Genomic DNA, 20,491 nt, shown 5'->3' on the forward strand with positions numbered 1-20,491 from the left:
AAGCTGGTTGGGCACCGATCATGCCTGGGCCGGCGCTCTGTCCGGGCCGGGGCGCGTTCCGCGACTGTCGGACAAAGGCCGCCCGATTGCACGTTCGTGTACGATCTCACGGCGGATGAGCACGCGCATCGGCTGCCGGTCACATGCTCTCCCCCTGCCATGAGTCGACCACGACGGCCTGCGGCATCGCGGAAACCTCGAGGAGCGATGTGTTCGAGTGGCGCAGCTCGCACCTGCCTCCTGCCGACCGTTTCGAGGGATGGTGCGCTCTCGTCGGGCAACACCTGATGCCCACGCGGATCAGCAGCGAGCACGAAGCCGACTTCCCGGCCGCACTGAGACTGCTGCAGCTGGGCGAGATCACCGTGTCGGCGCCGAGGTACCCCGACCTGCGCACGCTCCGCACCTCGAGGATGATCCGCCAGTCGGACCCGGATCAGTGGTGGGTGGCGCTCGTGTGCACCGGGACGATGTGGCTGGAGCAAGCAGGCTCCACGGCCGATCTGGCGGTCGGCGACCTGATGCTGATGGACACCTCCCGGCCGTACGACAGCGGGGTGCTCTGCCGAGACGGCGGCCTGTCCGGCATCATCTCGCTGCAGTTGCCGCGCCAGGCGCTGCCCGTGCCCGAGCAGCGGTTACGCCGGCACGTGGGCCGGCCGGTGTCGTCGGCCCACGGGTCCGGAGCGCTGCTCGCCCAGTTCCTTCGCGGTCTGATCCGGGAGGGTGGGACATTGGGCTCCGCCGAGGACACCTCGCTGGGGAAGGTGGCGAGCGAACTTGCCACCGTCTTCCTGGCGGGGCTGGCCGACGCGACGCGCATGGTCCCGGAGGCGACTCGCCGCCAGGCGCTCGCGCGGGAGATCAAGATGTTCATCCGGCGGCACCTCGGAGAGCCGGCGCTGGCTCCGCCGGCGATCGCCGCCGCCCACAACATCTCCGTACGCCACCTGCACCACGTCTTCCAGGAGGAGCGGCAGACCGTCAGCGAGTACATCCGCCGGCAGCGGCTGGAGCGCTGTCGCGCGGACCTGGCCGACCCCCGCCACGACCTGCGTCGCGTCGCGGAGATCGCGGGGCGCTGGGGCTTCCAGGACGCCGCCGCCTTCAACCGCGCCTTCAAGAGGGCGTACGGCATCCCCCCTGGCGAATACCGGAGATCTCTCAGGACGCGGCATCAACCGGCAGACGCTTTCTCTCACCCGGCCGTGCCGCGTGAGGGGGACGGCGGCGCGTGAGCACGCGGAGGGCCGGACCGCCGGCCGCGGCTTGCGCTGGGTGCCAATGTTCATGCGCTGACGGTCAATGACCGTCATGCGGCTCCCTCACTAGAGTCTCTTCCCGCACAGTCGTCGAGGGGGCCGTCTGTCCGCACGTCGGTGTCCGTCTTTCACTTCGTCACGCCGCCTCGCGGTCGCTGCCTTTCGTGAGGGGCGGGTCGCGGACGAGGGCCGGCCGTGAATCGTGGGGGAAGGATGCCGGAGACGAACGCGGCGTGGTCGAGACGTGCCGTGCTGCTGGCCGGAGGGCTGCTGGTCGCCGGGTGCGGCGGGCAGCGCGGGCCGCTCATCGAGAGCGAGGACTACGATGCCGGCGGTTCGGGCATGCAGCGTCTGCGACCGTTCCTGGAGCGCCGGGCCAAAGCGTTGAAGGACCGCGACGAAGGTGCGTACCTGGCCGGTCTGGACACCTCCAACGACAAGCTGATGCGGTACGAGAAGCTGGTCTTCGCGAATCTGCGCCAGTTCGAGCTCGACGACGTCCGCCACCTCACCGGACCGACGATCGAGCAGCGCATGTCCGGCGGGGAGAGCCAGTTCAAGCCGGTCATCCGGGTGCTGAAGCTGACCGCGGACGCCGGGCCGGGCGACATCGCGCCCGCCGAGTCGTTCGTCTACCGGATGAAGGACGACGTGGTCACCGACATCACCCGCGTGACCAGGGAGAACCCGAGCGGCAGCGCACCGCCGGCCGAGGCGCCGTGGCACACCGACGCGCTGAAGGTCGTCCAGGTGGGCGAGAAGGTGTGGCTGGCGGGCGACCGCAGCGCCGGCGACCTGGGCCGGTACGCGGCCGCCGCCGAACGGGAACTGCGCATGCTCGAACGCCTGTGGGGCGACCGGCTCACGTACCCGGGACACGTCCTGTTCTTCACACGCGACGCCGCGAACTACCGGCAGTGGTTCGGCCTGGGCTCCGCCGACACCTTCAACCCGGACATCCTGGGCTTCCAGCTCCGGGAGCGGGGCGTCGGCAAGAACGGCCAGCTCTACCAGGGCGAGTACGCGGCCTCCCGGATCGTGGTGAACCTGCGCAACCACCAGGGCGCCGACCCGGCGAGCACCATCCGTCACGAATTGGCGCACGCGGTCACCGCGCGGGCCACGATGACCGACATCGGCGAGCTGGGACCGCCGACCTGGGCCGTCGAAGGTTTCGCCCGGTACACGGAGACCATCGGCAACCAGGCGAGGGCCGCGCAGGTCCGGGCGGGTGTGGCGGCCGGGGTCCGGGCCGGGAAGTTCCGCGGCGCGCCGCCCTCGAACAAGGACTTCTACGGCCAGGACATCCACTTCAACTATGAGCTCGGCTCGTCGGTGTTCAGCCTGGCCGAACGGCTCAAGGGCCGGGAGGCGGCGGTGGAGCTGTACGCGCGGGTGATCGAGCGACCCAGCACCGGCGCCTCCTTCTTCGACCTGCCGATCTTCGACGGGATGGCCAGGGACGTGCTCGGGTTGTCCGCGTCGGCGTTCCGCGGCCGGTGGACCGCATTCGTGCGGAACGGTGGGTGAGGTGGGCACGCGCTCCCGCTGGATCCTGATCCTCGCGGCCGGTCTGGCCGCCTTCCTCGCGGCCGGCGCCGGCGCGTACCTGTACGCCCGTGACCTGCGCGCCGGCCAGGTGACACAGTCCTGCGGCTCGCGTGACTGCATCCCAGGGCTCGAGGCGTCCGCGCTGCGAGACGCGTTGCGGAGCCGCGGGCACACCTGCGAGGACAAGTCGCGTGGCTCCTGGATGTGCGAGATGGTGGTGGGCTCGGTCCACTTCGAGGCGTGGGTGGAATCCTCGGACGGGGGTGTCCACCGCCTCTCCCCCCGGGTCTTCCACGCCGATGACGATCCGCTCACCAAGGCCGGTCTTGCCTACCTGACCTGGTTCGCCGTCCTCCCCTACCGGGACGACCCGGCGGCCACGGCCGAGATCCGTAACTGGCTGACCTCGCAGACGGAAGCCGGCAAGGACACCCAGGCCACGATCCTCGACTACACGTACGTGTTGCGGACGTCGGAGAAGGCCCACGTCCGACTCGACATCAGGATCCCCACATGACCATGGGCCGGCGTTCCCCCGACGGCAGGTTCTGGTGGGACGGCACGGGCTGGCGCCCGGTCCAGCCCCCGCCGCCCTTTCCTTTCCAGCACGCCCCGTCGCCCGCGCCTTCGCCGCCGCGGCGGAAGGCTCTCTTCCTGCCGCTGGCCGGCGTCGTGATCGCGGCGCTCGTCCTGGGCGGTGTGCTGGGAGGCGCCGTGGGCATGCTCACCACCGAAGCGCGGGGCAGCACCACCGCACCGGCTTTCACCGACGACTTCCCCGATGTCGGCGACCAGTACCTGCCCGGCGTGACCCTGTCCTTGATCGTCGACGACTGGATGAAGAAGGCCAACTCCTGGACGTGCGCCAACAAACCCGGCAACCCGGACACATGGAGCATGGCCAAGCAGCACATGCGGTGCCAGCCGCCGGGCGACGACGGGCGCAGGTACGTGGACATCGAGTACGACGCCGCCGACAAGATCAGGGTGGTGAAGGCCACCTGCCATCTCGGCACTTACGAAGACGCCTGCACCACGGTCTTCGCCACGATGGCCGACGCGGCCCTCGTTCCGCAGCCGAAGTTGCGCAAGCGCGCGCGGAGCTGGGCCGAGAAGAACGCCGCCAGCGAGCGGGCCACGATCATCGGCGGCCTCCGGCTGCAGGCGAGCCTGTCCCCGCACGCCCTGCGCATCACTCCCGAATCCTGAGCCGAGCGCCCTGGACGACGACGCGTCCCGGCCGCACGGGCCTGCCGGAGCCTCCACCAGTTCCTTACCCGGGAGACCTGACCGGCGGCGGCCTGTGCGGGATGGGCGGGCCGCGCCGTGGGCCATGGGGCAAACCCCAGACCGAATTCGTCAACGGCGCGGCCAGGCGGCCACCCCATCAGCTATAAATCAGCTGCCGCACACCGCCGACGAAGGGGCGCCCCATGGCCAAAGTGCGCCAGAAGAGGCGTGCCGCATCCGCCACCCCGGCCAAGGAGGCCGGAGGGTGGAAGGCCATGCGGACGTGGCTGGCGGGAATCGTCAGTGCCGTGATCGTCGCGGCCGTCGGGGTCGTGTTCTCCGCCTGGTACAACGCGAGCGGCTCCGACGCCGTCGACGGCATCAGCGGCGAGCCCCCGATCAAGGTCGGCCACGTGGCCGTCGACCACGCCGCGCAGGACACCGCTCTGCGGGAAGCGGTGACCGACCCGGCGGACCGGGCGGTCCTGCTGGGCAGCGCGTCCGGCTCGCGACGTGACGCGGTCATGGCGCGCCACGACCGGGCCCCGCTGGAGACCGCCGACCTCACCGTCGTCCTCGTCGGCAACCGCAGCAGCCTGCGCATCGTCGACATCCGGCCACGTGTCCTCGACCGCAAGCCCGTCTCGGACGGCGCGCTGTTCGTCTACAGCCCCGCCGGAGAGGCCGCCACCGTCGAGCTCTCCGCCGACCTCGACGCACCCGCACCCCGCTTCACCTCTCCCGAAGATCCGGACATCTCGTACTTCAGAAAGAAGCAGATCGACCTCAAACGGGACGAACGGGTCACGCTTTCCCTGACGGTCACGGGCAAGGCCGCCTACTACGCCTTCGACCTGCTCATCACCGTGCTCGCGGGGGACCGGACCGAGCAGGTGACGGTGCAGGGGCCGGACAGGACCCCGTTCCGGGTGACCGGCACCTCCAGCGACTACCACGCCTACTACACGACCTCCCCGCTCGGCGGCTGGCAGCCGATCTCCAGGAGCGGCGCGTGCGCGATCGAACGGAAGCTCGCCAAGGCCGGGAAGTGCTGACCCCGCGCCGGTACCGGTCCGCCGCGCTCCTGCTCGTGGTCATCCTGGCGGCCTGCCCGGCCGCGGCCGTGGACACCACGCTCGCCCGCGTACCCGTCGAATGGCGTGCGTTGTGGTCGGTGCCCGCGGACGCCGAGAACGGCGCCGAGTTCCTGGGGGCGCCGGGCCACGCCGTGTCCGACCGGGCGGTCGCCGTGGCGACGCGCCAGGGCACCGTGCGCGTGCACGACCCGCGCACGGGCGCGCTCCAGCGCACCATCCCCGCCGACCCGGCCCGGCCCGCGCCCGTCACCGGCGTCTGGATCGCGGGCGGCACGCTCACCGTCGCCAGAGGAGAACCGGACGGCGCCCGCCAGACCCTGTACGGCCACGACCTGGCCACGGGCGCGCCGCTGTGGCGGCGCACGATCATCACCGACCGCCGTCAGCCCCGGCTCGGCGACACCGGCTTCTACCACGGCCCGCGGATCATGGCGACCGAGCGCGGCATCGTGGTGTTCGAGCGGCCGGACGAACCCCTCGACATCCAGGCCCTCGATGCGCGGACCGGAACGACCACGGCCAGAGTGACCTACCCGCGCAGCTGCCGGCTGACCGGCGCCGCGACGGCCCGATCGGTGCACCTGCTCAGCTACTGCCAGGGCGACGAACTGCGGCTGGCCTCGATGGATCCGCGCACCCTGCGGCAGGGGTGGACGCGCCTGTTGCCGTCGACGGCCTCCCCCAAGGGCGGGGGCCCGCCGATCGGGCTCACGGCCAACGCCGAAGGGTACGCGCGCGCCAGGGCAGGTGAGGACGACTTCTTCTTCGGGCCCGACGGCCGTCTGCTGTCCACCGGCTCGCAAGCCGCCAAGGTCACGGAGCCGGACCGCTGGAACCCGCCCCTGTACGCCGGCTCCTTCACCGTGGCGAACGACCAGGGCCGTACCCTGCAGGACTCCACCTGGCCGCTGCCCGCCTACCTGATCTCCGTGGACCCCGGCACCGGACGGCTCGCCGGGCTGCCCGTCGACCTGCCCGCTCACCTCGTTTCCCTCGCCGGGGCGAGCCAGGACCTGGCCTTCGTGCTCAGCCATGTCCCCGGGGACGAGCGGCTGAGCGCGTACGGGCTGGTCTATGGGACCGCCCGCCCGAAGACCGCCTGGCCGGACGCCTGCGGCCTGCTGACCGGCCGCGACCTGGCGGTCTTCGCGGACGGCTACCGCGCGGCACCCGCGACGGACGGCGCGGCGAGATGCGACTGGATACCGCCGCGTGACGACGGCGCAGTCGTCACGCTGTCCGTGGAATGGGTGTCGTCGTCGCATGCGAGCGCGCGCAGGCTGTACGCCGCCGAGACCGCCGCCATCAAGGAGTTCGGCGACATCGACCCCACCACCGAGGCGCCGGGCTTCCTGTCCTCCACCGTGCACGAGACGAACGGCTCCTACGGCGCGACGATCATCAACGTGGGCCCCGTCATCGTCCGGCTGACCTCGTCGTCGCGGCAGGCGGTGCGGCTCATCTCGCCGCTGCTGCGCGACCGGCTGCTCGCCCGGTACGAGCCGGGTGCGCGGGCTCCCGCCGCCGTGCGCGAACGCGGGTGGAGTTTCCCGACCGACGCGGCCGTGCGTACCGCGCCGGTGGTGACCGGCGGCGTCGTCTACGCCACCAGCCGCGACGGCACGGTGTCCGCGCTGGACGCCGCCACGGGCGCGGTGCGGTGGCGCTATCGGATGGGCAGTCCCGTGGTGGACGACCACGTGGTGGCGCACGGCACCGTGTACGCGGCCGGCAGCACCGGCAGGATGGTGGCGCTGGACGCCGCCACCGGCCGCCCGAGGTGGAGCCGGAAGATCATCGTAGTCGGCGACCCGGTGGTCGCGGCGGGCCGCCTCTACCTGTGGAGCAGGCACCCCACCTGGTCCCTGAAGGCCGAACTCGTCGCGCTCGACGCCGCCTCCGGCCGGCGGCTGTGGAGCTTCGAGCCGGCGGGCGACATGCTCGCTCCCGAGCCCGTGCTGGTCGGCGACGTCGTCCTCACCGGCAGCGACCACGGCATGGTATACGCCCTGGACCCCGCCACCGGAGCCCAGCGGCGGCGCCACCGGCTCGGCGCGGAACACGACCGCGTCCTCCTGCTCCGGGCCGGCGCGACCGTCTACGCCACGGGCGGCAACGGCGACGTGAACGCCCTGGACGCCGTCTCGGGCGAGGTCCGGTGGAGGACCCGGATCAACGGCGCCGTTTCCTCCCGCCCCATGGTGGCCGGCAGGACCGTCTACGTGGGCGACGACGAGGGCACCACGCACGCGCTGGACGCCGCCACCGGCGCCCGCCTGTGGGACTTCCCGGCCAAGGGCGACCAGCCCCTGTTCAGGTGGAGTGCCGCCGTGTCGGACGGGCTCGTGTTCACCGCCGGTCCCGACCGCACGTTGTACGCGCTCGACACCGCCTCGGGCACGATGCGCTGGCGTCTCCCGCTGCCCGGTGGCCGCGACGCCGGCCCGGTGGCGGCGGCCGGAACCGTCCACGTCTCCGACCGCGAGGGAACGCTCTATGCCCTCGACCCCGCCACCGGCACGGTGCGATCGAGGTTCCGGACGGGGGGCACCGCCGCGACCGTCCCTGTCGTGGCTGACGGCTTCGTCTACATCGGCAGCTCCAACGGGAACCTCTACGCCCGGCCCACGGTGACCGGTGCTTCTTGAGGCCCTCTTGTGCAAAGCGGACAGGTCTGGCATGACCCACGATCGCATGGTCAAGGCGTGGGAGTGACGCTTGGTCGTTTTCGCATGCACCGGGTGCGGCGCCTCTCTGCCTGACCTGGACGTGCTTCTCCGCACGCTGGCACGGTTACCGGCGGCTCGTGAGCCGTGGTTGCGCGCGATCCACGACCATGTGAGGGATCGCCGGCACACCTTGCCGTGCTTCAAGCGAACCGGCGTGGGCCCAGCGGTTGCGACCGCGCTGAAGATCCACGATCACGCACTGGCCGGAGCCGGACACCGGCACCCCTTGATTCCCTCTCCCCCGGTGAGAAGGTGGAATCCCCGGCGAAAGAGGACGACGATGTCCCACACCCACGCCCAGAACCCTGACGCGCGAACCCCGGCGATCGTGCGGGAACTGGGCATGATCCACGAACGCGCCGCGAAGGACCATCAGGTAGGGGAACCCGGCCTGTACTCCCGCATCATGGTGATCGTCGACGATGACATCCCTTCCGAGGGCGACACCGACAGCTGCTACTTGACCCCGGTCGCGCCACCCCAATCCGGTCAGGGCTACTACACCCTCGCCGCGGCAGACGGCGCCGCCCGTCCCCCGGAGATCAGCGTGGACGAGGCCAAGCTCTCGCAGAAGGACAGCGAGGTCGCCACTCTGCTCGACGCCTACGAATGGGTCGCCGAGCAAGGACTCGCCGTAGCCAAACAGAGCATCCAGGTCATCCTCATCAGCAACATCGGGCCATGCACAGGCTGCAAGGCCCGCCTCCAGATTTTCCACCGTGACCTCCTCGACAAGGCTGTTGAAGTTGAGAGCAAGGTCTCCATCAGCGTCGAGAGCGTCTACGACACCCCCGAAGCCTCCCGGAACAGGACGCGGGGCAAGGAGATCGCCACAACGTACGGTTATCCGAATGCGGTGCAGACGCCCTACACGGTGTCGACCCAGCAAGGGATGTACTGGCGCTACAGGCTGCCCGAGCTTCAGTGACGTCGGCTGTTCCGCCCGCTGCCGGAGCGGAGGCTCGGCCGGTGCGGTGGCCGGTGCGGTGGCCGGTGCGGCTCCGAGGTGGTCATCGGGGGCGAGGCCGGCGCAGCACCGTGCCCGGCCGCGCGCCAGTGGGCGAGCCGTCGGCGAGTACGGCGACGCCTGCCACCAGGACGGCGGCGAAGCCGGTGGACAACTGCCAGGGATCCGTATAGGTCGAGCGGTCGGCGACGGTCTCGGGGTCGAAGACGGCGATGTCGGCCACCGCTCCCTCGGCGAGGCGGCCGCGGTCGGCCATTCCCAGCCGCCGGGCCGGTAGCCCGGTCATCTTGCGTACGGCCTCGGGCAGGTCGAGCACGCCGAGTTCGCGAACGTACCGTCCCAGCACCCGCGGGTAGGTGCCGAAGCTGCGCGGGTGCGGCAGCCCCGCGCCCTGCGGCCGCAACACCCAGCCGTCGCTGGCGACCGACACCATCGGGTGACGCAGCACCGTGACGACGTCCTCCTCGCTCATCGCGTGGTTGACGATCTTCACCGAGGCGCGGTGTGCCGCGAGAACCCGAAGCGCGGCCTCCGCCGGATCGGTGCCCTCACGCCGCCCGATCTCGGCGATGCTGTCGCCGACGGCACCGCTGTAGGGCCCGTCCCCCAGCTCGGCGAGGACGACGCCCTCGGGGTCGACGTCGCGGCCGAAGCGGGATCTCAGGCCCTCGGCCACCCGTTCGCGATCGGCGGGGCCGGCCAGCCTGTGCAGCAGCGCGGGAGGCCCGCCGTCCATGCTCCACAGAGGCAGCCGCGAGGTCAGGGTGGTGCTGGAGGCGGTGTACGGGTACACGTCGGCCGCGGCGTCCACGCCGCGCTCCCGTGCCCGGTCCAGTTCGGCGAGCGCGGTGACGACGGAGCCGTGGTTCTCCGGTCCCATCGCCTTGAGGTGAGAGATCTCCAGCCGGCCGCCGGCGGCCTCCGCCGCGCCCAGCGCCTCGCGTACGGCGGGCAACAGCGCCCCCGACTCGTTGCGCATGTGCGTCGAGTACAGCAGGCCCGCCGCCGCCGCTTCGGCCACCAGCGCGCGTACCTCCTCCTCGGTGGCGAAGGAACCCGGGGCGTAGATCAGGCCGGTGGAGAAGCCGTAGGCGCCCTGGGCCGCCGCCGCGCGGAGCAGCGTGCGCATCGCGTCGAGCTCGGCGGGCTCGGGGGGCCGTTCGGCTCCGTCCATCGCGGCGACCCGCAGTGCCGCGTGCCCGACCTGCAACGCCAGGTTGACGGCGGGCCGCGCGCCGGACACCGTGGCCGCGAATCCCCCGGTGTCGGTGAAGTCCCACCCGGTCTCGGGAGCGAGGAAGTCGCTCCACTCGCGCAGCAGGCCCGCCGGATCCTGCGGAAACGGCGACCACCCGCAGTTCCCCGTCACCAGGGTGGTCACTCCCTGGTGGAGCTGGGTGGTGGCCTGGGGCCAGCCTTCGACGCTGAAGTCGGCGTGCGAGTGCAGGTCGATGAAGCCCGGCGTGACCGCCAGACCTGACGCGTCGACGGTGGTGCGGCCCCTTGGCGGGTCGCCGCCGGCGGGGCGGGCGATCCGGGTGATCCGCCCGCCGTCGAGGCCGAGATCCGCCCGGTAGCCGGGGGCGCCGGTGCCGTCGATCAGCGTGCCGCCACGGACAACGGTGTCGTGCTCCGTCACTGTGCTCATCCTCCAGGTGTCGCGACGTCCGGCAGGCCGTGCCCCGGTCTCATGGGGACAGGAAGAGCAGGATGGCCGTGTACATCAGGCAGGACGGAACCAGCACCGCCCACCCTGTGATCATCATGTTCGGCAGGTTCGAGGAGCGGGCCAGTCCCATCGCGCCGACCATGTTGCCGTTGGGGAAGGGCCCGTAGGTGTCGGCCTTGGAGGCGAACAGCAGCACGATCGTCCACGCGCCGACGCCGACGCCGATGTGGGCGGCCAGATCGCCGAAGACCTTGTCGAGCAGCACCACCTGGGCCGCCGTCGCCCCCGGCACGCCGACCCAGCCGAGCAGCGCGATGAGGATCGTGAACACGAAGGGAGAACTGCCCGCCAGGCTCTCGCCGTACATGTCCAGGATCACCTTGAAGGGAGCGAGCTTGTCGATCGTGATGAACAGCCCCGCCAGCAGCCAGAAGAGCAGGAAGATGCTGATCAGCCGGGACGCGCCCCGGTAGAGATGCTCGATGATCTCCTTGGGGCCGAGGCCGCTCGCCAGGCCCGTGACGACGCCCAGCACCGGCAGGGCGAGCAGCGGGAACGCCGTCCCCGCCGTGGTGACCGTCGCGTAGACGACGCTCGCGAGCAGCACGATCAGGAAGGCGGCCGTGGCCCGGCCCGTGCCCGCGTTCGGCACGTCCGCGTGGGTCGCCGCGCCGACCTCGGCCTCGCTGTGGAAGTCGTCGGCGCGCTCGGTCCTGCGCTGCATCCACGGGACCACGATGAGCCCCATGATCAGCGAGAGCGCCGCAAGCGGTGCGGCTCCATAGCTCAGGTAACCGAGGTAGCCGATTCCGGCCGCGTCCATGATGGCCACGTTGGACCCCGCGAAGGGCGCGATGGTCAGCCCGGCGCAGCCGCCGATGAACATCATCGACGCGGTCGCCGACCGGGTGAAGCCCATTCTCGCGGTGATCGGCAGCAGGATGGGAGCCGCGATGGCGAGCGCGCCGGCCAGCGTGCCCAGGCTGGCCACCAGCAGCAACGAGGCCACCATGACGCCCAGGATCACGGCGGAGCGGCTCTTCTCGCCCACCACGCGCATGACCCCGCGCACGATGGTCCCGGCCACGCCGGTGACCTTCAGGATCTCGCCGACGCCGGACCCCAGCATGATGATCAGTCCGATCATCGTCACCTGGTCGGCCAGGGAGTCTCCGAGCAGCGCGCCGATGTCGAGCGGCGGCATCTGGGCGACCAGCACCCCCGACAGCAGGGCGATGACCGTGGCGATCACGATGTCCATGCCGAGCAGGGACAGCAGTGCGTACAGCGCGATCGGCAGCAGGCCCCAGAGGGTCGGGCCGTTGCCGAGGAAACCGGCGCAGACCGAGGCGACCAGGCCGATCACGGCGATGATGTTGGTCAGCCTGCGACGCCTGGGGGAGGTTTCGACGGCATAGGCGTTGGCGTCGTTCTTGGGGGAGGTGCCGGAGGAGGTGCTCATGTGCTTTCTCTCTGCGCGGGGTTCAGGCAGCTGATCCCGCCGCGGGTGGCGAGGCGCGACGGGAGGACCTGGCCGGGGCGGTGATCGTGGTTTCCTTCAGCCGGTTCTCGCCGATGAAGGCGACGTCGACGGTGTGACCCAGTCCCGGCCCGTCCGGCACCCGGACGACGCCCTGGTCGGCGACGACCTCCGGCTCGACGACGTCGCGGGCGTAGTACTTGGCCGAGGCCGACACGTCGGAGGGCAGGGTGAATCCCGGGAGGCTGGAGAGGGCCACGTTGGCTGCGCGGCCGATGCCGAACTCGTGCATGCCGCCGCACCACACGTCCACGCCGTGCTCCCTGGCGAGATCGTGGGCCGCCACGGCGGCCGTGAGCCCGCCCATCCGCGACACCTTGATGTTGAGCACCCGGCCGGCTCCCAGCGCGAGCGCCGTGCGCAGGTCGTCGATGGTGTCGACGGACTCGTCGAGGCACACCGGCGTCCGCACGCTGCGCTGCAAGGCTGCGTGGGCGACCAGGTTGCGCGGCGCGAACGGCTGCTCGATCATCAGCAGCCCGAAGTCGTCCAGGCCGCGGAGCACGGCGAGTTCCTCCGCCGTCTCGCCGTAGGCACCATTGGCGTCGACGTGGACCGCCAGATCCGGGAAGGCCTCGCGGACCAGCCGCACCGGCTCGGCGTCCCAGCCGGGGGCGATCTTCAGCTTGACCCTCGGGTAACCGGCGTCGACCTGGCGGCGTACCTGGTCGAGGAGTGCGTCGTAGGTGGGCTCGATGCCCAGCGACACCCCCGCCACGACCTCGCCGCGGGTCCCGCCCAGTGCCTTGGCCAGCGAGACGCCGCGGATCCCCGACCACAGAGCCCAGCCGGCGGCGTCGACGCCCGCGATCGCGAAGCGGTTGCCGCGTACCTTGCGCCACAGCCGGGGCAACTCCGCCGGGTGCTCCCAGACGGCGTCGACGACCGAGGGCAGCAGGTAGCGTTCGGCGATGTGCCAGCAGGTCTCGGTGGTCTCCGGGCAGTAGAAGGGGTCGGACGGAGAGGCGATCTCGCCCCACCCCTCGGCTCCCGACTCCTCCACCAGCCGCACCAGGATGTGGTCCAGATGGGTCTTGCGATGGGAGCTGGTCTGGAACGCGTGCACCAGCGGCAGCCGCACGAGGTGCAGCGACGCTTCGACGATGCGCATGGTTCAGTCCTCCAGATAGTTGCCGAGGGCGTGGCTGAGCCGGTCGCGTTCCGCGAGCCTGCGCCGGGCGCCCTTCGAACTGGCGGTGGCCAGGGTGGTCAGCAGGTGCACGACCGCGGCGACCGCCGTGGGAGAGTCGGCGTAGGAGGCGCTGTCGGTCCGTACGACGATGGTTTCGGCCGCGATGGAGGCCAGTGGCGCCCGCGCGTCGTCGGTGATGGCCACCACCGCGCCGCCGGCCTCGGCGAAATGCCGGGCGACGACGACCGTCTCGCGGCGGTATCGGCGCAGCGACACCGCGACCAGCACGTCGTTCTGGCTCACCTCGCTGAGCACGTCGAGGACCCGCACCACGGCGCCGTCGACGAGGGTCACATGGGAGAGTCCGGCGGACAGGTCGGTGGCCAGCAGCGAGGCGTAGGCGAACGACTTGCCGTACCCGGTGACGAAGCGCCGCCGCGCGGCCACCACGGCGGCGGCGGCCCGGGTCGCGGATCCGTCGGCGATGATCCGCTCCAGAGCTTCGCCGAGATTGCGGGTCTCCTGCTCGATGACCTTCTGCTGTAACGCCTCGGCCGACGAGCGGCGTTGCAACCGGGCGCCGAAGCGCTCGCCGGGGCTGCTCAGCCTCCGGTTCTCGGCGTGGGCGAGTTCGAGGTCGCCTGTCGTCACAGGGCACGCTCCAAGCGGTAAAGGGCGGTCTGGGGGGTGTACGGCAAGCAGGACACGGCCGCCCACCCGTCATCCATCAGCGGTCCGAGGACGGCTGCCAGATCGGTGCGCACCCGTGCCGCGTGGAGCGGGTCTCGCTTGGCGAGGGCGGTGAAGTCGGACGGGATCGGCAACCAGATCCGGTCGCCGTCAGAGACCGGTCGGGCCCAGTCGCCCAGGTCAGTGGGGGGATCCTGGGCGGGTGCGCGGGATCCCGGAGCGATGCCGAGATCCCAGTCGACGAGGAGGCGGTCGGAGTCGTCGTCGTAGAAGCCGCCGTGGAACCAGCGTGCGACCGCGCCCAGCACGTCCAGGTTGAAGTGCGCGTTACGCGCGATCAGGGGGTCGTAGGTCCAGCGCATCCGGGTGACGCCCCAGCCCAGCGCGACCTCGCGCTGGGCCGACTTGAGCGCCCGGCCCAGGCCGCAACCCTGGTGGCTGGGGTGGACCACGGCCGCCTGGGAGTAGTGGTAGGAGCTGGTCCCGTCCGTGGCCTGGAAGCCGAAGGCGAAGGCGATGACGCGGTCGCCGTCACGCGCGCCGACGACGGAGCCGCCGTTGTCGCGCAGGGCGGTGAGCAGTCGCGGGCTGGCGCCCTGGCGCAGGTCGGTGTAGCCGAACACGTCCCGGTAGAGCGTGGTCGCCTGACCGAGCTCGTCCGGGGTGGTGAGGGTCCTGACCACGGGCGTTGTGGTTGACGTCATGAGGACGGGGTGCTCCTGCAACGAACGGGGTGATGGCGGGGATTCGTACCTTAAAGTCGCACCTAGAGTAGGTATCAAGACTCCGTCAACGCTGTCAATGCATGCTGAACTGCGAATAATCGCAAAATAGACGCTGAAACCGCGCCGTAGCCGGGCCATGGTGACGGATATACGTCACGTATCATGCTCTGCAACGCAAGGGCGGCCCGCGCTGGGCCGCCTGCCCTCCAACCCCGAGGACAGCAGATGATCAGCGTCGGATCCCCCCACGACGACGGTACGGCGAGACCCCCGGCCACCGGGCTTCGTGAGGCAGCCCGGGCGCGCGCGGCGGAGATGGCAGAACGGGTGCGCCGCTACGTGGAGCACGAGACCCCCACCGGCGACGCCGAGGCGCTCAACGCGCTCGCCGACCTGCTGGTGGCCCGCTACAGCGAGCTCGGCGGCGTCGCCCGCCGGGTCGCCGAGCCTACCGGCGACCACGTCACGGCAGACTTCCCCGGCTCCCCCGGACGAGCGGACGAGGCTCCGCTGCTGTTCATCGGCCACCACGACACGGTGTGGCCGAAAGGCCATCTGGCAGGGCCGATGCCATGGCAGGTGACGGAGTCGGCCGAGCACGGCACCCTCGCGCACGGGCCCGGCGTCTTCGACATGAAAAGCGGTTTGGTGGTCATGGAGACGGCCCTGGAAGTGGCCGCGCGCACCGGCGTCCGGCACCGGCCGGTACGGGTGGTCGTGGTGGCCGACGAGGAGATCGGCTCCCCCACGTCCAACACCCTGATCAGGGAACGCGCGGAGGGCGCGTTCGCCGCACTCGGCTTCGAGTCCCCGCACCCCGGCGGCGCGCTCAAGCGCGGGCGACGCGGCAGTACCCGGCTGCGGCTGAGCGTGCACGGGCGCGCGGCGCACGCCGCGCTCGACCCCGAGAAGGGGATCTCGGCGATCGACGAACTGGTCGACCAGCTCGTCAGGGTGCGCGAGGTCGTCGGCAGGCATTCCCAAGGAGTCCTGTGCAACGTCGGCGCGCTGTCGGGCGACGGCAAGACCAACGTGGTGCCCGAACGCGCCTCGGCCGACATCGGACTGCGCTTCGCCGACGCCGCCGTGGAAAGCGTGGTGCTCGCCGAGCTGACCGCCCTCGCGCCGGTGCGCGACGGGGCCCGGGTCCGGACGGAGATCCTGTCCAGCAGGCCCACCTGGGCGTTCGACGGCGCCGACGACCCCTTCAGCGTCGCCGTACGCACGGCAGGGCAGCGGCTGGGCCAGGACATCACCGCCGAACCCGCCGCGGGGGCCGCCGACACGAACACGGCCGGCTCGCTGGGCCTGCCCACACTCGACGGATTCGGCCCCATCGGGGCGGGCGCGCACGCGCTGCACGAGCGGATCGTGCTGTCCGCTCTGCCCGAGCGCGCGGCCTTGGTCGCCGGAATCCTCGCCGAGCTCTGACCGCCTCCCCGGCACGCATGCAACATTCCGACCGGCGCGGTCAGCGATCTGGCGCCGGCGAGCCGATCCCGCGGTGCCCGCCGACCTTACCTATGTGATATTCAATAGAGGAGACGTAAAATCAATAGGAGGTGGCGATGGCCATCACTACCTTGGCGGCCACGAGCGGTGTCGGGTTTGTTCTGCTGCTGATCGTCCTCAACTTCGCCTACATCCGTGTCGGCCTCCCGGCGCCCGCCGCGGGTCGGTCAATGGAGGCGATCATCGACTCCCTCGCCACGATCGGCGGCCGCCTCAAGAGGCTCTCCGTGGTCGTGCCCTTCGCCTGGGTGTTCACCACGACCTTCGCCACCGGACTGCTGTCGACGTTGTGGCGCGGCGACATGGAGACGGATGCATGGGCCCTGGTCGGCTTCGCGGGCGTCCTGATGCAGAACGTCGTCTTCACCGCGGCGGAGGCGCTCAGGTTCGGGATGACCTCGGCCGCCGTCCATGACCGCGGCTCGGTGATGGGCCTGTGGAGGCTGACCGATGCGCTGATCTGCTTCAACCAGATCTTCCTGGCCACTGCGATACTGGGCTTCACCGTCGCCGGAACGAGCCTCGGGATCATCCCCGCCTGGCACACCTGGCTGGGATATCTGACCGCCGGACTGATGATCGTCTTCTCCTCGCTGACTCCGTACACCATCGGCGGCGCCAGCCGCTTCGCGCTGGCCGGCTTGATCGCCGCGTTCGGGTGGGGGGCCTGGATCGTTGCCTACAGCATCGCCCTGCTGAGCATCTGACCTCGTGACTCCTCCGCTTCCTGAAGGGAGCGGTTTCTCGCTAAGCCGCTTGCGCAGCCTGGCGAAGGGCAAGCCCTGCCCTCAAGATGTTGACCGCCGCATTCACGTCGGCGTGCGCTGCATGCCCGCACGCCGTACAATCCGCAGGTCCTCGTGCACGATCACGTCATAGGCGCGGGCCAGGGCGAGCGCGGCCTTGTGCGCGCCGTCCAGACGTTGCCTGCGCACCTTGGCATGCAGCGTGGCCACGCGGGCCACCGCCTTACGCCGCCGCTTGGAACCCCGCTTCTTGCGGGCCAGAGCCCGCTGCGCGTCCGCCAGACGGCCGGCGGACGCGGCCAGGTGACGGGGGTTGCTCAGATGCTGCCCGGCGTGCGTCCGGCCTTGACGCGGTCGAAGAACGCGGTGAACGCCTTGTCGAGCCGTCGCAGGGTGGCCTGCTGGGAGGAGAACGACCAACGCCCCTGCCCGTCCGCGTCATCGGCACGGATGTGTTTCAGCTCGGCCGACTGCTCGCCGTACCGGACGCTCACCCCCGGCCTGGCATAGGCGACGCGGCGGTGCTCCAAGGCAGCGTTGTAGAGCTGCCGGTGGTCCTCCACACACGCCGCCAGCGCCGCCTGCCGGGCCGTGGGGCGCAGCAGGAACCGGAACGACCTGCGCACACCCCACCTCCCATCACGCTCGGTAACGACACCGCCACGATACCGGCTGGCGCCGACAAACCAGGAAGAACATCCGTGATGCGCGGACCCGACAGGTCAGGGCACGCTCGGGCCTTGACGGCCCTCCCGCTCCCGATCCACCCGTCGCCTCAAGGCGACGGTCCCCTCGGGAGACTCTGATGGGCCGCCGGTCGAACGGCTCAGCAGTTCGCGGGCCAACGCCTCACCCCACCAGCACTCGATCCGGTCGGGCGACCACGAGCGTTCGATGCGGAGGGTGGTGTAGACGTCGATGTTGCACAGGGCGGCGTAGATGTCGATGGCGGTGGGGACGTCCAGTCCGGGGCGGAGCGTGCCGTCCGGCCAGGAGGAGAACACCTGGGTGCGGTACTCGCCGACCTGTCGCCGACCTCGCAAATAGAAGTCCGCGAAATCGGGCTCGGTACGGCCCGCGTCACGTATCAGAACAATGAGATCGCCCGCGCGCTCGAAAAGACGCCGGTCGTAGGCGGCCATCGCGGCCAGGTGCCGCCGGGGGTCGGTGGTGGCCTCCAGCTCGTCGATCATCTGGGGCACGTCCGCGGCCAGGTCCGCGGCGTCGGCCAGCGCCCAGACCAGCCCTGCCTTGTTCTCGTACGCCGCGTACACGGTCGGAACGGCGACCCCCGCCTCCCGGGCGACGTCGCGCACGGTGGTCGCCGCCCATCCCTGGGACAGGAACAGCCGGCGCGCGGCATCGGCGATCTCCGCCCGCGTCTGCTTCGCCTGCGCCACGCGGCGCAGCGAGTTGTAGCGGCGCCGCCCTGTCTCGTTCTCCATGATTGCACCCCGTCTTTCCGTGACTTATATTCAATATATGCTTCGTCAACTCAACTGGTGGTCACCGTGACCACCACCAGTCTGGCGGGTGTCGCAGGCATCGGATTCGTCCTGCTCGCGATCATCATCAACGTCATCTACGTCCGCGCCGGACTCCCGCAGCCCACCTCCGGCCAATCCTTGGACGCGGTCACCGACGCGCTGGCCGGCGTCGGCAAGCGGATCAACGCGCCCTCGGTCTTCGTCCCGGCCTCCTGGCTGTTCACCACCGTGTTCGCTGCCGGGCTGCTCGCGGCGCTCTGGCGAGGCGACCAGACCGCCGGCAACGCCTGGGCCCTGGTCGGCTTCGCGGGCGTCCTCATGCAGAACGCCACCTTCATGGTGGTCGAATCGCTGCGGTTCGGGGCGGCCGCGGCCGCCCGGCATCACCGCGGCTCGGTGGCCGGACTGTGGGCGTTCGGCAACGTCCTGTTCGGGTTCAACCAGGTCTTCCTGGCCATCGCGGTGCTCGGCTTCACCGCCGCCGGAGTGGGCCTCGCGTTCATCCCCGCCTGGCACGCGTGGCTGGGCTGGATCAGCGTGGCCCTGCTGTTCGTCTCCTCCACGGCCGCCCCGTACAACGCCGACGGCACCAACCGTATCGCGGTGACCGGCCTGCTCGGCTGGCTCGGCTGGGCCTCCTGGATCGTCGCCTACAGCATCGCTCTGCTGAACATCTGAGGAAGGAACAAGAACGTGATACTTGTAACCGGGGCCACCGGCCGGATAGGCGGCCGGGTCGTTCACGAACTGACCGCGGCAGGCGCCACCGTGCGGGCGCTCACCAGACGTCCCGACGAGGTTCAGCTGCCCGGCGGCGCCGTGGCCATGCTCGGCGATCTCCGGGTGGCGGCGTCCGTCGAGCCGGCGTTCGAGGGTGTGGATGTGGCCTACCTGTTCCCCGTGCCCGGATGGCCCATCGCCGACCTGCTGGCGCTCGCGCGCAAGGCCGGCGTACGCCGGATCGTCCTGCTGTCCTCGGCGACGCTCCCCGGCGGGCCCAGCCTGATCGAGCAGCAGCATCGAGCCAATGAGGACGCCGTACGCGCCTCCGGCATGCTCTGCACGTTCGTCCGGCCGACCGCGTTCATGGCCAACGACCTGTCATGGGCGCCCTCGATCCGTGCCGGGGACACGGTGTACAACGCCTTCCCTGACGCCTCGCTGGCACCGGTCGACGAACACGACATCGCCGCGGTTGTCGCCGCCGCGTTGCTGGACGACGACCGCGCGGGCCACACGTATGAACTGTCCGGGCCGGAACCCCTGACCACCGTCGAACGGGTTGAGATCCTCGGCGAGGTTCTCGGGCGGCCCCTCCGCTTCACCGAGCTGTCTCCGCAGGAACTCCGTACAGCCCTCGTCGCCCACCATCCACCCGCGGTCGCGGATGCCATGATCGGCGTTCTGGCCGCCGCCTCCGGCACGACCGCCCCGATCCTCCCGGGGGTACACCAGGCCACCGGCGGCCCGCCGAACACGTATGCCGAGTGGGCCGGCAGACACGCTGATCGCTTCCGGTGAAGCCGAAGCGAGCAGACGACGATGCCGATGGCCGCTCTGTAAGCCGCCCCCATGACACGACCGATGAAAGGTGCATGACATGGCCGCCAGCCACTCCGGCAGGGCCGCCGGGCCGACAAAACCGTACCCTGCGGGCCGGATCGTCCGGGCGGGCAACACGATCGTCGGTGTGCTCATCCGCGCGGGCCTGATCCCCCGTGGCTATCTCCTGACCACCCGGGGCCGCAAGAGCGGCCGCCTGCGCACCCAGCCGGTGGCACTCGTCGCACACGAGGGCAGGCGCTGGTTGGTCGCCCCCTATGGGGCGGTTTCCTGGGTGCTCAACGCTCGCGCCGCCGGAAAGGTGATCTTGCGCCGCCGGTTCACCACACGCGCCTACACCATCCGGGAACTCGCACCCATGGAGGCCGGACCCGTCCTGAAGCGCTATGTGGGCTTCTCGGCCCTCGCCCGACCGTATTTCCAGGCCACCAGGGACTCTCCGGTGGAGGACTTCATCGCCGAGGCCGGCCGCCACCCGGTGTTCGAGCTCACCCCGCTCGACGGCGACCCCTGGTCAGCGATGTCACAGGCCGCTTGATCGCGCAAGGACGCTGGAGCCGGCCGGCGAAGGCGGGCCGGCTCCAGGGGGCG

At 70.8% G+C, this 20,491-nt stretch carries 20 protein-coding genes and 1 pseudogene; 12 read left to right on the top strand and 9 right to left on the bottom strand.

Annotated elements, in window-relative coordinates; all coding sequences use genetic code 11:
- Positions 1 to 209: 209 nt before the first annotated feature.
- From ABGB01_RS23450 to ABGB01_RS23480, 7 genes are all read left to right on the top strand, one after another.
- The gene (locus tag ABGB01_RS23450; protein ID WP_347775682.1) at positions 210 to 1,238 is read left to right on the top strand and encodes a helix-turn-helix domain-containing protein; all 1,029 of its coding nucleotides are present in this window, start codon (positions 210 to 212) and stop codon (positions 1,236 to 1,238) included.
- 237 nt (positions 1,239 to 1,475) lie between these two features.
- The gene (locus tag ABGB01_RS23455) at positions 1,476 to 2,792 is read left to right on the top strand and encodes a hypothetical protein (protein ID WP_347775683.1); all 1,317 of its coding nucleotides are present in this window, start codon (positions 1,476 to 1,478) and stop codon (positions 2,790 to 2,792) included.
- Position 2,793: 1 nt separating this feature from the next.
- Positions 2,794 to 3,330, top strand: coding sequence for a hypothetical protein (locus ABGB01_RS23460; RefSeq protein ID WP_347775684.1), 537 nt, complete (start codon positions 2,794 to 2,796; stop codon positions 3,328 to 3,330).
- On the top strand, positions 3,327 to 4,022 hold the full coding sequence (locus tag ABGB01_RS23465) for a hypothetical protein (RefSeq protein ID WP_347775685.1): 696 nt from the start codon (positions 3,327 to 3,329) through the stop codon (positions 4,020 to 4,022). The genes ABGB01_RS23460 and ABGB01_RS23465 overlap by 4 nt, the downstream gene beginning before the upstream one ends.
- Before the next feature lie 224 nt (positions 4,023 to 4,246).
- Positions 4,247 to 5,098 carry a hypothetical protein gene (locus tag ABGB01_RS23470; RefSeq protein ID WP_347775686.1) on the top strand — a complete coding sequence of 284 codons (852 nt, stop codon included), beginning with the start codon at positions 4,247 to 4,249 and terminating at the stop codon, positions 5,096 to 5,098.
- Positions 5,056 to 7,788 carry a PQQ-binding-like beta-propeller repeat protein gene (locus tag ABGB01_RS23475; protein WP_347775687.1) on the top strand — a complete coding sequence of 911 codons (2,733 nt, stop codon included), beginning with the start codon at positions 5,056 to 5,058 and terminating at the stop codon, positions 7,786 to 7,788. Before ABGB01_RS23470 ends, ABGB01_RS23475 begins: the two co-directional genes overlap by 43 nt.
- Before the next feature lie 361 nt (positions 7,789 to 8,149).
- Positions 8,150 to 8,797: a hypothetical protein gene (locus tag ABGB01_RS23480; RefSeq protein ID WP_347775688.1), complete on the top strand. Its 648-nt coding sequence runs from the start codon at positions 8,150 to 8,152 to the stop codon at positions 8,795 to 8,797.
- An 82-nt stretch (positions 8,798 to 8,879) separates the two neighbouring features.
- On the opposite strand, the gene ABGB01_RS23485 is transcribed toward ABGB01_RS23480, so the two are convergent.
- From ABGB01_RS23485 to ABGB01_RS23505, 5 genes are read right to left on the bottom strand one after another with little or no spacing between them, the layout of a single operon-like run.
- Positions 8,880 to 10,484 carry an amidohydrolase family protein gene (locus ABGB01_RS23485; RefSeq protein ID WP_347775689.1) on the bottom strand — a complete coding sequence of 535 codons (1,605 nt, stop codon included), beginning with the start codon at positions 10,482 to 10,484 and terminating at the stop codon, positions 8,880 to 8,882.
- Between the two features lie 40 nt (positions 10,485 to 10,524).
- Positions 10,525 to 11,967, bottom strand: coding sequence for a Na+/H+ antiporter NhaC family protein (locus tag ABGB01_RS23490; RefSeq protein ID WP_347775690.1), 1,443 nt, complete (start codon positions 11,965 to 11,967; stop codon positions 10,525 to 10,527).
- 22 nt (positions 11,968 to 11,989) lie between these two features.
- Entirely contained in the window at positions 11,990 to 13,156 is a 1,167-nt protein-coding gene (menC, locus tag ABGB01_RS23495) for an o-succinylbenzoate synthase (protein WP_347775691.1), read from the bottom strand.
- A gap of 3 nt (positions 13,157 to 13,159) precedes the next feature.
- Positions 13,160 to 13,828, bottom strand: coding sequence for an SIS domain-containing protein (locus ABGB01_RS23500; protein WP_347775692.1), 669 nt, complete (start codon positions 13,826 to 13,828; stop codon positions 13,160 to 13,162).
- Positions 13,825 to 14,571 (bottom strand): GNAT family N-acetyltransferase, encoded by a 747-nt coding sequence (locus ABGB01_RS23505; protein WP_347775693.1) that lies wholly within the window; start codon positions 14,569 to 14,571, stop codon positions 13,825 to 13,827. The genes ABGB01_RS23500 and ABGB01_RS23505 overlap by 4 nt, the downstream gene beginning before the upstream one ends.
- Positions 14,572 to 14,817: 246 nt before the next feature.
- Between ABGB01_RS23505 and ABGB01_RS23510 the strand changes: the two genes are divergently transcribed.
- Positions 14,818 to 16,023: a M20/M25/M40 family metallo-hydrolase gene (locus ABGB01_RS23510; protein ID WP_347775694.1), complete on the top strand. Its 1,206-nt coding sequence runs from the start codon at positions 14,818 to 14,820 to the stop codon at positions 16,021 to 16,023.
- 137 nt (positions 16,024 to 16,160) lie between these two features.
- Complete coding sequence (locus ABGB01_RS23515; protein ID WP_347775695.1) at positions 16,161 to 16,811, top strand: hypothetical protein; 651 nt, start codon at positions 16,161 to 16,163, stop codon at positions 16,809 to 16,811.
- 40 nt (positions 16,812 to 16,851) lie between these two features.
- Here ABGB01_RS23515 and ABGB01_RS23520 read toward each other — a convergent pair.
- From ABGB01_RS23520 to ABGB01_RS23535, 4 genes and pseudogenes are all read right to left on the bottom strand, one after another.
- A pseudogene (locus ABGB01_RS23520) lies at positions 16,852 to 16,929 on the bottom strand (hypothetical protein); the annotation flags it as partial.
- The gene (locus ABGB01_RS23525; RefSeq protein WP_347775696.1) at positions 16,914 to 17,270 is read right to left on the bottom strand and encodes a transposase; all 357 of its coding nucleotides are present in this window, start codon (positions 17,268 to 17,270) and stop codon (positions 16,914 to 16,916) included. The gene ABGB01_RS23525 and the pseudogene ABGB01_RS23520, both read right to left, overlap by 16 nt.
- Positions 17,168 to 17,476, bottom strand: a complete 309-nt coding sequence (locus tag ABGB01_RS23530) for a hypothetical protein (protein ID WP_347775697.1) — start codon at positions 17,474 to 17,476, stop codon at positions 17,168 to 17,170. Before ABGB01_RS23530 ends, ABGB01_RS23525 begins: the two co-directional genes overlap by 103 nt.
- Before the next feature lie 96 nt (positions 17,477 to 17,572).
- Positions 17,573 to 18,295, bottom strand: coding sequence for a helix-turn-helix domain-containing protein (locus tag ABGB01_RS23535; RefSeq protein WP_347775698.1), 723 nt, complete (start codon positions 18,293 to 18,295; stop codon positions 17,573 to 17,575).
- A 66-nt stretch (positions 18,296 to 18,361) separates the two neighbouring features.
- Between ABGB01_RS23535 and ABGB01_RS23540 the strand changes: the two genes are divergently transcribed.
- From ABGB01_RS23540 to ABGB01_RS23550, 3 genes are all read left to right on the top strand, one after another.
- Positions 18,362 to 19,015, top strand: a complete 654-nt coding sequence (locus ABGB01_RS23540) for a hypothetical protein (RefSeq protein WP_347775699.1) — start codon at positions 18,362 to 18,364, stop codon at positions 19,013 to 19,015.
- 15 nt (positions 19,016 to 19,030) lie between these two features.
- The gene (locus ABGB01_RS23545) at positions 19,031 to 19,858 is read left to right on the top strand and encodes an NmrA family NAD(P)-binding protein (RefSeq protein WP_347775700.1); all 828 of its coding nucleotides are present in this window, start codon (positions 19,031 to 19,033) and stop codon (positions 19,856 to 19,858) included.
- Between the two features lie 79 nt (positions 19,859 to 19,937).
- Positions 19,938 to 20,438, top strand: a complete 501-nt coding sequence (locus ABGB01_RS23550; RefSeq protein WP_347775701.1) for a nitroreductase family deazaflavin-dependent oxidoreductase — start codon at positions 19,938 to 19,940, stop codon at positions 20,436 to 20,438.
- Positions 20,439 to 20,491 lie beyond the last annotated feature (53 nt).

Origin of the sequence: Nonomuraea sp. B5E05, from assembly GCF_039880665.1 — a bacterium.
GTDB lineage: Bacteria > Actinomycetota > Actinomycetes > Streptosporangiales > Streptosporangiaceae > Nonomuraea.

What these genes read in the sequence shown, in the direction of transcription:
- ABGB01_RS23455 (WP_347775683.1), top strand. Translation starts at nt 1,476, where the DNA reads ATGCCGGAGACGAACGCGGCGTGGTCGAGACGTGCCGTGCTGCTGGCC.
- ABGB01_RS23465 (WP_347775685.1), top strand. Translation starts at nt 3,327, where the DNA reads ATGACCATGGGCCGGCGTTCCCCCGACGGCAGGTTCTGGTGGGACGGC.
- ABGB01_RS23470 (WP_347775686.1), top strand. Translation starts at nt 4,247, where the DNA reads ATGGCCAAAGTGCGCCAGAAGAGGCGTGCCGCATCCGCCACCCCGGCC.
- ABGB01_RS23480 (WP_347775688.1), top strand. Translation starts at nt 8,150, where the DNA reads ATGTCCCACACCCACGCCCAGAACCCTGACGCGCGAACCCCGGCGATC.
- ABGB01_RS23485 (WP_347775689.1), bottom strand. Translation starts at nt 10,484, where the DNA reads ATGAGCACAGTGACGGAGCACGACACCGTTGTCCGTGGCGGCACGCTG.
- ABGB01_RS23490 (WP_347775690.1), bottom strand. Translation starts at nt 11,967, where the DNA reads ATGAGCACCTCCTCCGGCACCTCCCCCAAGAACGACGCCAACGCCTAT.
- menC (WP_347775691.1), bottom strand. Translation starts at nt 13,156, where the DNA reads ATGCGCATCGTCGAAGCGTCGCTGCACCTCGTGCGGCTGCCGCTGGTG.
- ABGB01_RS23505 (WP_347775693.1), bottom strand. Translation starts at nt 14,571, where the DNA reads ATGACGTCAACCACAACGCCCGTGGTCAGGACCCTCACCACCCCGGAC.
- ABGB01_RS23510 (WP_347775694.1), top strand. Translation starts at nt 14,818, where the DNA reads ATGATCAGCGTCGGATCCCCCCACGACGACGGTACGGCGAGACCCCCG.
- ABGB01_RS23515 (WP_347775695.1), top strand. Translation starts at nt 16,161, where the DNA reads ATGGCCATCACTACCTTGGCGGCCACGAGCGGTGTCGGGTTTGTTCTG.
- ABGB01_RS23535 (WP_347775698.1), bottom strand. Translation starts at nt 18,295, where the DNA reads ATGGAGAACGAGACAGGGCGGCGCCGCTACAACTCGCTGCGCCGCGTG.
- ABGB01_RS23550 (WP_347775701.1), top strand. Translation starts at nt 19,938, where the DNA reads ATGGCCGCCAGCCACTCCGGCAGGGCCGCCGGGCCGACAAAACCGTAC.